General features: G+C 73.1%; 9 protein-coding genes and 1 riboswitch. Of the genes, 3 read left to right on the forward strand and 6 right to left on the reverse strand.

Annotated features, from left to right (window positions below; all coding sequences use genetic code 11):
• Positions 1-165: 165 nt before the first annotated feature.
• From AB0F81_RS11770 to AB0F81_RS11785, 4 genes are all read right to left on the reverse strand, one after another.
• Positions 166-1,809 carry a glycosyl hydrolase gene (locus AB0F81_RS11770; protein ID WP_360194873.1) on the reverse strand — a complete coding sequence of 548 codons (1,644 nt, stop codon included), beginning with the start codon at positions 1,807-1,809 and terminating at the stop codon, positions 166-168.
• Between the two features lie 624 nt (positions 1,810-2,433).
• The gene (locus AB0F81_RS11775; RefSeq protein WP_360194876.1) at positions 2,434-4,125 is read right to left on the reverse strand and encodes a precorrin-2 C(20)-methyltransferase; all 1,692 of its coding nucleotides are present in this window, start codon (positions 4,123-4,125) and stop codon (positions 2,434-2,436) included.
• Between the two features lie 2 nt (positions 4,126-4,127).
• Positions 4,128-4,748, reverse strand: coding sequence for a precorrin-8X methylmutase (locus tag AB0F81_RS11780; protein ID WP_360195050.1), 621 nt, complete (start codon positions 4,746-4,748; stop codon positions 4,128-4,130).
• Complete coding sequence (locus AB0F81_RS11785; protein WP_360194879.1) at positions 4,745-6,286, reverse strand: precorrin-3B synthase; 1,542 nt, start codon at positions 6,284-6,286, stop codon at positions 4,745-4,747. The genes AB0F81_RS11780 and AB0F81_RS11785 overlap by 4 nt, the downstream gene beginning before the upstream one ends.
• Before the next feature lie 85 nt (positions 6,287-6,371).
• Positions 6,372-6,509: riboswitch (cobalamin riboswitch) on the forward strand.
• Between the two features lie 30 nt (positions 6,510-6,539).
• Between AB0F81_RS11785 and cobN the strand changes: the two genes are divergently transcribed.
• Both cobN and AB0F81_RS11795 read left to right on the forward strand, forming a co-directional pair.
• On the forward strand, positions 6,540-10,079 hold the full coding sequence (cobN, locus tag AB0F81_RS11790) for a cobaltochelatase subunit CobN (RefSeq protein ID WP_360194882.1): 3,540 nt from the start codon (positions 6,540-6,542) through the stop codon (positions 10,077-10,079).
• A 40-nt stretch (positions 10,080-10,119) separates the two neighbouring features.
• A complete protein-coding gene (locus AB0F81_RS11795) occupies positions 10,120-10,617 on the forward strand; it encodes an N-acetyltransferase (protein WP_360194885.1) in 498 nt (165 codons plus the stop codon).
• Here AB0F81_RS11795 and cobF read toward each other — a convergent pair.
• A complete protein-coding gene (gene cobF, locus AB0F81_RS11800; RefSeq protein WP_360194888.1) occupies positions 10,590-11,357 on the reverse strand; it encodes a precorrin-6A synthase (deacetylating) in 768 nt (255 codons plus the stop codon). The two genes, AB0F81_RS11795 and cobF, sit on opposite strands and share 28 nt — an antisense overlap.
• A 55-nt stretch (positions 11,358-11,412) precedes the next feature.
• Positions 11,413-12,588 (reverse strand): DNA polymerase IV, encoded by a 1,176-nt coding sequence (gene dinB, locus AB0F81_RS11805; protein ID WP_360194890.1) that lies wholly within the window; start codon positions 12,586-12,588, stop codon positions 11,413-11,415.
• Between the two features lie 122 nt (positions 12,589-12,710).
• Between dinB and AB0F81_RS11810 the strand changes: the two genes are divergently transcribed.
• Positions 12,711-13,097 (forward strand): Hsp20/alpha crystallin family protein, encoded by a 387-nt coding sequence (locus AB0F81_RS11810; protein WP_360194893.1) that lies wholly within the window; start codon positions 12,711-12,713, stop codon positions 13,095-13,097.
• The last annotated feature ends 42 nt before the right edge of the window (positions 13,098-13,139 follow it).

The following is a 13,139-nucleotide window of genomic DNA, read 5'->3' on the forward strand; positions in this document are numbered from 1 at the left end:
CACCCGCGCCCCGCCCACCGTCCCCCGGCGCCCCCGGGGGCCGGGGGGCGCGCACCCCGCGGGGCCCGCCGCCCGCGCCCGCGCCCCCCACGCCGATCCGTCATCCTGGGAGCGTACGGTCGCCGCATACGACCGCCTGTTCCACCGGATCGGGGTTCCGACCCGTCAGGAGATCGTCACGTCGTCGAACCAGACGGTGCCCCTGTTGTCGCCCGACTTGAGGTGAAGCTGGACGCTGGTGGCGCCGGCCGGCGCCACCGCGTCCACGGTCAGCCTCGTCCAGCCGCTGGTGCCCTTCGCGACCTGCTTCGACGAGTGCTGGCCCAGCCACTTGTCGTTCACGTCGAACCAGCTCAGCGCGATCTCGTTGGTGCCGGTCACACCCTCACCGCGGGCCCACGCCGCGGCGGACCATTTCTGCCCGGCCTGCACCGGCTTCACCGGCGAGGTACGCACCGACGGCACCCCGCTGCTGGTCCGCCCGGTCGCGGAGAACCGCACCGACCACGTGCCGGTCCGCGCCACGTCCCGGGCCCGGACCGCCAGGCCCTTGTCCGCCAGGTACGGCCGCCACGGCGAATCGCCGGCGCTCGCCTCGAAGCCGAGGTCCAGCACACCGTTGGACAGGTTGCCGCCGGTCCAGGCGGTCCGCACCACCGAGGCCGCCGGCTTGGCGGTGCCGTCGACCCGGTGCAGGCCGAACTTGTACTGCGCGGCGACCCTCGACACCTGCGAGTTCGACGGGATCGCGCCGCTGGCGAAGTCGTTCAGGGTCCACGGCGCCACCGAGCGCACGCCGGCGGTCTCGGCCGCCTCGAACACCCGGGCCAGGAACGCGGCCTGCTCGCCGTCGCTGCCGGCCGCCGTGCTCAGGCCGGTCTCGCCGATCACGATCGGGTGCGGGGCCACCGCGGCCTGCGCCCGGCGGATCTCGGCGAGGGCGCGCTCCGACGTGCCGTAGAAGTGGAAGTCGTAGTAGTCCAGCGGAGTGCCGGCCAGCTGCGACTTGATCCGGGCCAGGCCGGGGGCGCCGCTCTGGCCGTCGACCGAGAGGGTGAGCGGCATCGCCGGCACCGCCGCGCGCACCGCCGGGATCAGCTTGCGCACCCAGGCGATGGCGGCCGCGTCGGTCGGCGGAATCTCGTTCTTCAACTCCACCGACAGCACCCGCGGGTCGTTCGCGTACGGCGCGAGCAGGGCCTTCGCCCAGGCGGCGCTGCCGGCGGCGTCGGCGTAGCCGGCCCACCAGTCGAACAGCGTCAACTTGACGGTCATGCCGTGCGAGTCGGCGATGCTGACGAACTTGCGGAGCCGGTCGGTGTACTCGGCCTTCGGCTGCGGGAACCCGAACGACTGCGGGAAGACGATGACCCGCACGTTGTCGGCGCCGAGCTTGGCGGCCTTCGCCAGGTCGGCGTCGATCTTGGCGGCGTCGAACGAGGTCCACATCGCTGACCAGCCGGCGTTCGACGGGTAGTAGTTGATGGTCCGGGCCGCCAGCACGGCGTCCAGGCGGCTGTCCCGGGAGGCCACCAGCTGCCCCTGCACCGTGGCGACCGCCCCGGCCTTGGCGCTGGTAGCGGCCGTGGCCTTCGCCTTCGGCGTGGCTTTCGCCGTCGTGCTGGCTTTCGCCGTCGTGCTGGCCTTTGCCGTCGTGCTGGCCTTTGCCTTCGTCGCGGCGGCGGCGGCGGTCTTGGTCTTGGTGGTGGCGGACTTGCGCGGCGCGGCCAACGACTCGCCGGCCGGCAGAGAGACGGCCAGCAACAGCGAGGAGGCCAGGATCGCGGCACGTTTGCGAGCGGTATACACGGGGGCAGCCCTTCACAAAGTTTGCTGAATCAGTGGCCCTCCTTTCGGTTCCACGGCTTGTCGCTGTCAGGGTTCGTCCGCTGCAGTGCGGTTGCGGCCCGGGAGCGGATCGGGTCACCCGCTTCATTCCTCCGCTCGCAGCCGATGTTCCGCCCCGCCCTCCAGCCGGCCGCCCACCAGTGCTCCTCCCGCGCCCCCAAAGCAACCCCGCCCGTCACCCCGCAAATCCGGCTGCCCGCGAGTGCTCTTTCCGCGCCCTCAAAGCGACCCCGCCCGTCACCCCGCAAATCCGGCTGCCCGCGAGTGTTCTTTCCGCGCCCTCAAAGCGACCTCGCCCGTCAGCCCGCAAGTCCGGCTGCCCGCAAGTGTTCTTTCCGCGCCCTCAAAGCGACCTCGCCCGTCAGCCCGGAAGTCCGGCTGCCCGCGAGTGCTCTTTCCGTGCGCGCGAAGCGACACTGGCTGGCGGCTCGGGGAACGGGCTGCCCGGCAGTGCTGCTTGCGCGTTCTCAGAACGACACTGGCCGCCAGCCAGGGGGTCTGGCTGACGGCTGGTGTGCGGCGCTGGGAGAGCTGACGTCGTGGGCGGTTGCGGCTTCGGGCGGGTGCCTGCCGGGCCGGTGGGGGTCAGCCGGGGTAGTGGCGGGGCGTGTAGACCGCGGTGGTGCCGTCGCCGCGGGTGACCGCCCGGGTCTGCGTCGAGCCGATGATCAGCAGGCAGCGCATGTCGACGGTCGCCGGGTCGAGACCGGCCAGCGTGGTGATCCGGACCGACTCGGCCGGGCCGCCGACGTCGCGGCCGACCACCACCGGGGTGCCCCCGGAGCGGTGCCGGCGCAGCAGTTCGAGCGTGCGGACCAGCTGCTCGGTGCGGCTCTTCGACGCCGGGTTGTAGATCGCGATCACCAGGTCGGCGGTGGCCGCCGCCTCCAGACGGGTCTCGATCGCCGACCACGGCTTGAGCCGGTCGGAGAGCGACAGGATGCAGAAGTCGTGCCCGAGCGGGGCGCCGGCCCGGCTGGCCACCGCCTGCGCCGCGGTCAGGCCCGGGACGATCCGGATCGGCACGTCTTTCCACTGCGGGTCCTCGGCCGTCTCCAGCACGGCCGCGGCCATCGCGAACACGCCGGGATCACCGGAGGACACCACCGCCACCCGGCGGCCGCGTTTCGCCAGATCCAGGGCGAACGCGGCCCGCTCGGCCTCCACCCGGTTGTCCGAGGAGTGCCGGCGCTGCCGGGGGTTCGGCGGCACCCGGTCCACATAGGGCCCGTAACCGATCAGGTCGTCCGCCGCGGCGAGCGCCGCCTGCGCCTCCGGGGTCAGCCAGTCCCGCGAGCCCGGGCCTAATCCGACCACGGTGACGCTGCCGATGCCCGTGCTGGTCTCGCCGCCGGCCAGGACCGCGGCGTTCGCGCCCTCCAGGCTGATCATCGGCCCGGCGGTGCTGCTCTCGGCCCGGATCGCGGCGAGCCGCTTCAGGCTCACGAACTCGGTGCTGTGATCGGCACCGACCTCGGCGCCGGCCGGTGCCGCCCCGACCGTGCGCGCGGCCGGCACGGCACTGCCGTCGGCGAACGCGGTCGCGGCCGGGCTGGGCAGCAGGGCGAGCGAGAAGTACGGCACCGTCTCCGGGTCGACCTCACGCAGCGGCGCCGAGCGTTCCCGGTCGGTGGTGGCGCGCTCCACATACCACGCGTCGTCGAGGCGGCCGGCCCGGTCCAGGGCCTCCCGGACACCGGAGAAGGTGCGGCCCAGCTTCATCACGGCGGCCGAGTCGGTCTCCGCGAGGCGGACCGCCAGCTCGTCGGAGGGGAGCGTGCCGGGCAGCACGGTCAGCACCTCGTCGCGTTCCATCAGCGGGCGGCCGAGCACCGCGGACGCGGCGCTGACCGAGGTGACGCCGGGGACGACCTCGGTCTGGTACCGGTCGGCGAGCCGCTTGTGCATGTGCATGTAGGAGCCGTAGAAGAACGGGTCACCCTCGGCGAGCACCACCACGTCCCGGCCGGCGTCCAGGTGCGCGGCGAGGCGGGCCGCGGACTCGGCGTAGAACTCGTCGATCGCGCCCTGGTAACCGCCCGGATGGTCGGTCGTCTCGGTGGTCACCGGGTAGATCAGCGGTTCCTCGATCTGCTCCGGCCGCAGATAGCCGGCCGCGATCGCCCGCGCGTTGCTGCGCCCGTGCCGGGCCGCGTGGTACGCCACCACGTCGGCCGCCCCGATCAGCCGGGCCGCCTTGACCGTGACCAGTTCCGGGTCACCGGGACCCAGCCCGACCCCGTAGAGCCGGCCGGGCTGAACCGCATCGTTCGTCATACCTATTCCGCTTCCGAGGCGAGGGCGTTCACCGCGGCCGCGGTGATGGCACTGCCACCGCGGCGACCGCGCACGATCAGGTAGTCGAGGCTGGACTCGGCGAGCGCCTCCTTGGACTCGGCGGCGCCGATGAAGCCGACCGGGATGCCGAGCACGGCGGCCGGCCGGGGCGCGCCCGCCTCGACCATCTCCAGCAGCCGGAACAGGGCGGTCGGCGCGTTGCCGATGGCCACCACGGCGCCGCCCAGCCGGTCACCCCAGAGGTCGAGGGCGGCGGCGCTGCGGGTGTTGCCGATCCGCTGCGCCAGCTCCGGCACGCGGGGGTCGCGCAGCGTGCAGATCACCTCGTTGGCCGCGGGCAGGCGGCTGCGGGTCACCCCGGAGGCCACCATCTCGGCGTCGCAGAGGATCGGGGCGCCGTCGAGCAGCGCTTTGCGGGCGGCGGTCACCACTCCCGGGCTGAACCGCACGTCCTCCACGAGGTCCACCATCCCGCAGGCGTGGATCATCCGGACCACCACCCGGGAGACGTCGCCGGGCAGCCCCGCGAGGTCGGCCTCGGCCCGGATCGTGGCGAACGACCGCCGATAGATCTCAGCGCCGTCGCGCACGTACTCCATCAGGGCCTCCTCGCCGCTGCCACCAGGTCCGCCAACTCCCGCCACCGCTCCGTTCCGCCGGCCCCGCTCCGCTGCGCCGGCTCGCCGCCGGGCACATTTCCGCAGGGCGCAGTCTCGCCGCAAACCACGCCGCCGGTCTTCGGCCGGCCGGGCGGAATGCCACCGACGAAGGTTTGATCACTTTCGGCCGGTGCGGGCCGCGCCATCGCCGCTCCGGCCGGGGCAGCGACCGTCGCGCCGCCGGCCGAGCCGGGTGCCGCCTGTGCTGACGCGCCTGTCGGCTCGGCTTGCGAAGCGGTGCCCGGCGGCGTCGCGCCAGCCGGCGCGGGGTCTGCCGGCGGCCTGCCCGGGACCGGGTGCCGGCTCACCTGATAGCCGTCGCTGGTGGCTTCGACGCGCACGTGACGGCCCGCCGGGCTGCCGCACGCCCGCCCGCAGCCCACCCAGTGCACCGGCAGGCCGGCCACGAAGCGGGTCGCCGCGGCGGCGTCCGCACGCACGTCGGCCAGGGATTTCGCGCAGCCGGGGCGGCCGGCGCAGGCGGTCACGCCGACCCAGGGCGACGCGGTCGCGGTCGGCAGGCCGGCCGCGGCCAGGCGCTCGGCCCACTCCACTGCCGCGGCGCGCGGCAGATCCGGCACGATCACCCCGCGCCAGGGCGTGACGACCAGCCGGCCGGCCTCCGTCAAAACCCTCATCGGTACGTCGGTGAGCTGTCCCAACGGCACCAGCGCGCCGACCGCGAACCGTCCGTCCGCACGCTCGCGGACGTCCTTGCCGGGCTGCGCCGGGACGGCCTGATCGGGCTGCTCGAGGATGCCCAGGAGATCACCCGGCTCGGTCACCGGAACAGGCGCCGCCGATGGGATGCCGACCGGGACCAGACCGAGAGCCGCCGCCACCCGTGCGGACACCCGGGCCGGCCCGTCCGCCAGCTCACGTAACCGCCACACCGCCGGCCCACCGCCCCGCTGCTCCGAACGCTCCGTGAGGAAGGCGTGCGCCGCCGCGATGAGAACCGGCACCACCTGCTCGGCACCGACCCGCAGACCGGTGTCGTGGCCGGCGAACCGGACCGCGAAACCCTCCTCCACCGGCACCGCGCTCACGTCTGCCGCGAGCGGGACGTGACCGACGGCGAAGAGGAATTTCCCCGGCAGCCGGGCCAGCTCCGGATCGCCGCAGATCGCGGCGTCCAGCCCGGTCACCAGGGACCGCAGAGCCGCGCCGGCGAGGGGCGGGCAGGCAATGTTCCGTACGTTGTCGTGGGTGATCGAGGGCAGCAGGCCGGCCGAGCGCAGGCCGGCCGCCAGGGTCTCCGCGTGCTCGGCCCGCACTGCTCTGATCTGCAGGTTTGCCCGCGAGGTCAGCTCCAGGCGGCCGTCGCCGAACCGCTCGGTGAGCTCGCGCAGGTCGCGCAGTTGAGCTCCGCTCAGCATGCCCCCGGGCAGCCGGACGCGCGCCAGCAACCCGTCGGCCGCGGCATGCAGCCGCAGCGCGCCCGGGCAGGCATCGACGTCGGCGGTACGGGGCGAAGTCACGGCCCGGATACTACGGGCGGCCCCCGACAGAACCGCATCCTCGGGTCGCAAGCGTCACAGACCCGTCCTCGCCTTGACGCCGGGCACCGGCTACCGCAAAGGTGGTGTCTCTACGAGCGGCGACGCCGCGGAGGAAGCCGGTGCGAGTCCGGCGCGGTCCCGCCACTGTCACCGGGCACACACCCGGGAGCCAGGAACTCCGGTCGCCGTGGTTCCGACTACCCGGGGCGCGGACCCCGAGGGGAGTGCGCGCGTGTTCCTGTTGCTGTCGACCTCCGACACCGACCTGCTCAGCGCCCGGGCCAGCGGCTCGGCCTGGCGCCTGGCCAACCCGGCCCGCACCGGGGTGCCCGATCTGCCCGCCCTGCTCGACGGCGTCGACCTCGTGGTGGTGCGCATCCTCGGCGGCCGCCGGGCCTGGGAGGACGGCCTGGACACGCTGCTCGCCGGTGACGTGCCGGTGGTGGTGCTCGGTGGCGAGCAGGCGCCGGACGCCGAGCTGATGCGGCTGTCCACGGTGCCGGCCGGGGTCGCGGCGGACGCGCACACCTACCTGGCGCAGGGCGGCCCGGAGAACCTCGCCTCGCTGCACGACTTCCTCTCCGACACCGTGCTGCTGACCGGCAACGGCTTCGCGCCCGCGGTCGCCGCGCCGCAGTGGGGCGTGCTGGCCCGCGAGGCCGCGCCGGTGACCGGCCCGGCGACCGTCACGGTGCTCTATTACCGGGCACATCACATGGCCGGCAACACGGCGTTCGTCGAGACGCTCTGCCGGGCGATCGAGGCGAAGGGCGCGCGGGCGCTGCCGATCTACACGGCGTCGCTGCGGACCGCGCCGCCGGAGCTGCTCGCCGAGCTGCGCAAGGCGGACGCGCTGGTGGTGACGGTGCTGGCGGCCGGCGGGACGAAACCGGCGACGGTCGGCGCGGGCGGCGACGACGAGGCGTGGGACGTCGGCGTGCTCGCCGACCTGGACGTGCCGATCCTGCAGGGACTCTGCCTGACCAGCTCGCGGGCCGCCTGGGAGGCGAGCGACGACGGGCTGTCGCCGCTGGACGCGGCGACGCAGGTGGCGATCCCCGAGTTCGACGGACGGATCATCACGGTGCCGTTCTCGTTCAAGGAGATCGACCCGGATGGGCTGTCGGTCTACGTGGCCGACGAGGAGCGGGCGTCGCGGGTCGCCGGGATCGCGGTGGCGCACGCCCGGCTGCGGCACGTCCCGCCCGCCGAGCGCCGGATCGCGGTGATGCTGTCGGCCTACCCGACCAAGCACTCGCGGATCGGCAACGCGGTCGGTCTCGACACGCCGGCCTCCACGGTGGCGCTGCTGGCCGCGCTCGCCGAGCGTGGCTACCGGGTCGGCTCGTTCACCGACTACGACGGGGACAGCCTGATCCACGCGCTGATCGCCGCCGGCGGGCAGGACCCCGACTGGCTGACCGAGGAGCAGCTCGCCGGGAACCCGGTGCGGATCCCCGGTGAGCGCTACGAGCGGTGGTTCGCCACCCTGCCGGAGGACTTTCGGGAGAGCGTCGAGCAGCACTGGGGGCCGCCGCCGGGCGAGCTCTACGTGGACGGCGGCGACATCGTGCTGGCCGCGCTGCGCGACGCGAACGTGGTGGTGATGGTGCAGCCGCCGCGCGGGTTCGGCGCCAACCCGGTGGCCATCTACCACGACCCGGACCTGCCGCCGTCGCATCACTACCTGGCGGCGTACCGGTGGCTGGCCGACGACTTCGGCGCGCACGCGGTGGTGCACGTGGGCAAGCACGGCAACCTGGAGTGGCTGCCGGGCAAGAACGTGGGCATGTCGGCGTCGGACGGCACCGACGCCGCGCTCGGTGACCTGCCGCTGATCTACCCGTTCCTGGTGAACGACCCGGGCGAGGGCACGCAGGCCAAGCGCCGGGCGCACGCCACCCTGGTCGACCATCTGATCCCGCCGATGGCGCGCGCCGAGTCGTACGGTGACATCGCCCGCCTGGAGCAGCTGCTCGACGAGCACGCGAACATCGCAACGCTGGACCCGGCGAAGCTGCCGGCGATCCGGGCGCAGATCTGGACGCTGATCCAGGCCGCCAAGATGGACCACGACCTCGGCCTGGCGAACCGTCCGGACGACGAAGAGTTCGACGACTTCATCATGCACATCGACGGATGGCTGTGTGAGGTCAAGGACGTGCAGATCCGCGACGGCCTGCACGTGCTGGGCGCCGCGCCCGCCGGTGAGGCCCGGATCAACCTCGTGCTGGCGATGCTGCGGGCCCGGCAGATGTGGGCCGGCCAGGTGGCGGCGCTGCCCGGGCTGCGGGAGGCGCTGGGCCTGCCGGAGGACGCGTCGACGGCCGAGACGGACGCGATCGAGGCGCAGGCCCGGGCGCTGGTGACGGCGATGGAGGACCGCGGCTGGCCCACTTCCGGCATTGCGGATTTGTCAGATAAAGCGGAAGTAATCCGCGTGCTGGAATTCGCCGCCCGGGAAATCGTCCCCCGGCTCGCCCGGACCACCGACGAACTGACCCACGTGCTGCACGCCCTCGACGGCGGATACGTTCCGGCCGGCCCCAGCGGCTCCCCGCTCCGCGGCCTGATCAACGTGCTGCCGACCGGCCGCAACTTCTACTCGGTCGACCCGAAGGCGATCCCCAGCGCGCTCGCCTGGGAGACCGGGCAGGCCATGGCCGAGTCGCTGCTGAAGCGCTACCGGGCCGACTACGGCGACTGGCCGCGCTCGGTCGGGCTCTCCGCCTGGGGCACCAGCGCCATGCGGACCGCCGGCGACGACATCGCCGAGGTGCTCGCCCTGATCGGCGTGCGCCCGGTCTGGGACCCGGCGTCCCGGCGGGTCACCGGACTCGAGCCGATCACCCGCGAGGAGCTGGGCCGGCCCCGCATCGACGTGACGGTCCGCATCTCCGGCTTCTTCCGGGACGCGTTCCCGCACGTCGTGGCGATGCTGGACGACGCGTTCGCGATGGTCGCCGAGCTGGACGAGCCGGACAACTTCGTGCGCGAGCACGCCCTGCGCGACCAGGGCGAGCACGGCGACTGGCGGCGCGCCACCATGCGCATCTTCGGGTCGCGGCCCGGGGCGTACGGGGCCGGCATCCTGCCGCTGATCGACAGCCGGAACTGGCGCGACGACGCCGACCTGGCCGAGGTGTACGCGGTGTGGGGCGGCTTCGCCTACGGGCGGGGGCTGGACGGGGTGCCGGCGCGCGGCGACATGGAGAACGCCTACCGGCGCATCGACATCGCGGCCAAGAACATCGACACCCGCGAGCACGACATCGCCGACTCCGACGACTACTTCCAGTACCACGGCGGCATGATCGCCACGGTCCGGGCGCTCACCGGGAAGGCGCCGGCGGCGTACGTCGGGGACTCCACCAACCCGGACCAGGCACGCACCCGCAGCCTGACCGAGGAGACCGCGCGGATCTTCCGCGCGCGGGTGGTCAACCCGCGCTGGATCGTCGCCATGCGGCGGCACGGCTACAAGGGCGCCTTCGAGCTGGCCGCGACCGTCGACTACCTGTTCGGGTACGACGCGACCGCCGGCGTCGTCACCGACTGGATGTACGAGCAGCTCGCCGCGAGCTACCTGCTCGACCCGGAGAACCAGGCGTTCATGCGGCAGTCGAACCCGTGGGCGCTGCACGGCATCGCCGAGCGCCTGCTGGAGGCCGCCGACCGCAAACTCTGGGACTCCCCGGAGCCGGAGACGCTGGCCGCGGTGCAGCAGCTCTACCTGGAGACCGAGGGCGACCTGGAGGACGGCACCGCCTAATTGGCTTGCCAGGCACGGGCCCAGTCGAGAGGCTGGGCCCGTGATCGTGCAGCGGGAGACATCGGCGCAGGCGGCGGAGATCCACGCGGTGACACTGGCCGCGTTCGGGCAGGCGCTCGAGGCAGACCTGGTCGACGAGTTACGGGCCGATCAGGGCTGGCTGCCCGAGCTCTCCCTGGTCGCTCTCGACGGCGACAAGGTGATCGGGCATGTGACCTGCACCCGGGCCTGGCTCGACGGTGCGCCGGTCCTCGGGCTCGGCCCGCTCAGCGTGCACCCGGGCCACCAGCGGCGCGGCGTCGGGTCTGCGCTGGTGCACGCGGTGCTCGGCGCCGCCGACGCCCTCGGTGAGCCGCTGGTGGTGCTGCTCGGCGACCCGCGCTACTACAGCCGGTTCGGGTTCCGGCTGGCCGCCGAGTTCGGCATCAGCCATCAGAACACCGAGTGGGCGCCGCACTTTCAGGCGCGCACCCTGACGACGTACCGGCCGGAGTTGCGCGGCGACTTCGTCTACGCGGAGCCGTTCAACCGGCTCTGACGCCGCAGCAGATAGGTGTCCATGATCCAGCCGTGCTGCTCGCGCGCCTCGGCACGGCGCTCGACGATCTCGTCACCCACCTCGGCCACCCGGCCGGCCGCCAGGATCTCGTCCTCGGTGCTGACGTAAGCGCCCCAGTAGATGTCGGCCTCCGGGTGTTTCGTGAAGGCCTGCTGCGCGTCGAGCATCACGACCACGTCGTCGACCCCCTCCGGCCAGCCCTCGGCGAGGCGCCGCCCGGTGGTGACCTGGAACGGCTGGCCCACCCGGTTCAGGCCGATCCGGTGCTTCGCGGCGAGCGCGGAGACGCTGCTGATGCCGGGGATCACCTCGAACTCGAACGAGACCGCGCCGCGCTCCAGGATCTCCTCCAGGATGGCGATGGTCGAGTCGTAGAGCGACGGGTCGCCCCAGACCAGGATCGAGCCGATCTCGTCGTCCTTCAGGTGCTCGACGATCAGTTCCTCGACGACGAGGGAGCGGCGGTGACGCCAGTCGGCGATCGTGCCGGTGTAGTCGGTGGGGGTGCGGTCCCGGTCGGGGTCGCGGCCCTCGACGATCCGCTTGCGCGGGTGTGAGTAACCCCTGATCAGGCGTTCCCGCAGGTCGATCAGGCTCTGTTTGGCCTCGCCCTTGTCCAGCAGGAAGAACACGTCGGTCCGGCCGATCGCCTTGGCCGCCTGCAGGGTCAGATGGTCCGGGTCGCCGGCGCCGATCCCGACTACATAGATCTTCCGCACGCCCTGAAGTCTGCCTGGTCGCTGGTGGTCGGCCACGCGCGGGTCGGCGGGGGAGTCAGTCGGCGAGGATCGGCACGGACGGGTGCAGGTCCCGGCCGATCATGTCGGCCCGGCGCAGGGCACCGGCGCCGAACCGGTCGCGGACCCGGTCGACCGCGGCGTCCAGCCCGTCGTTGCCGGGGTTGTCGAAGGGGAACTCCAGCTGCACGTTGCCCTCCCCGTCCAGGTTGCTGACCGCGACGCCGACCAGGGTCAGGCCACGCTCCTCGATCAGCGGCCGGGCCTCGCGCAGCAGCTCCTCGGCGGTGCGCAGGATCGCCCCGGTCTGCATGGTGGCCTTGAGCAGGCTGCGCGACCGGGTGGCCCGGCTGAAATCGCCGAAGCGCAGCCGCACCGTGACCGTCCGCCCGGCGCGGTGTGCCCGCCGCATCCGGTGGGTGACCCGGTCGACCAGCGCGGCGAGGGTCGCCTCCACCTCGGTGAACGGCCGCTCGCGGCGGCCGAGGGCGCACTGCGCGCCGATGGAGCCGCGGCGGTGCCCGGTGCGCACCCGGCGGGGGTCGCGGTTGTGGGCGAGCGCGTGCAGGTGCCGCCCGGCGCCCGGGCCGAGCATCGCCACCAGGGCGGCCTCACCGATGCGCGCGACGTGCCCGACCGTGTGGATCTGCCGGGCCCGCAGTTTCGCCGCGGTGACCGGGCCGACGCCCCAGAGTTTCTCGACCGGCAGCGGATGCAGGAAGGCCAGCTCCTCGCCGGGCGGCACGACCAGCAGCCCGTCGGGCTTGCCGACGCCGCTGGCCACCTTGGCGAGGAACTTGGTGCCGGCCACCCCGACCGTGATGGGCAGCCCGGCCCGCTCGCGCACCTCGGAGCGCAGCCGCTGGGCGATCTCCACCGGGCCGCCGCGGATCTTGGCGAGCCCGTCGACGTCGAGGAACGCCTCGTCGATGGAGAGCGGCTCGACGATCGGCGTGGTGTCGTCGAAGATCGCGAACACCTGCTTGCTCGCCGCCGCATAGGCCGACATGCGCGGTGGCACGACGATCGCCTGCGGGCAGAGCGCCCGGGCCTGGCTCAGGCTCATCGGCGTGCGCACCCCGAACGCCTTCGCCTCATAGCTGGCGGCCAGCACGACACCGCCGCCGACCAGCACCGGCCGGCCGCGCAGGGCCGGATCGTCGCGCTGCTCGACCGACGCGTAGAACGAGTCGAGATCGGCGTGCAGGACCACAACCGGCAGCTTAGTACAGATGTTCGAAGACCGGGGTCGCAACCTGCCGGGGGAATTCCGATCCGAGAATCCCGGTTAGCAGACTTGAGTCACCCAAGCTCAAGTTCATAGGAGCCTCAATCATGTTGCTCAGCACTCCGACCGTCCGGGACCTGGAACGTCTCACCACCCGGGTCTTCGCCACCCGCGAAGCCGGCGCCCGCCTCGACGCCTACCGCGAGGACGACACGTTCTTCATCGACATCGACCTCCCCGGCGTCGACCCGGCCTCGATCGACATCACTGTCGACGGCAAGGTGCTGACCGTCCGCGCCGAGCGCAAGCGCACCGACGGCGAGGACCGCCGGCTGGTGATCGCCGAACGGCCGACGGGCCCCTTCTCCCGGCAGGTCGTCCTCTCCGAGAAGCTGGACACCGACCGGCTCGAGGCCCGCTACGACAACGGCGTCCTGACGCTGCGGATCCCGGTGCTGGAGCGCAAGCCCCGCAAGATCGAAGTAACCGCCTGACATGCGACAGCCGCGCACCCGCACCGGGTGCGCGGCCGCGCG

The organism is Actinoplanes sp. NPDC024001, from assembly GCF_040638955.1.
GTDB lineage: Bacteria > Actinomycetota > Actinomycetes > Mycobacteriales > Micromonosporaceae > Actinoplanes.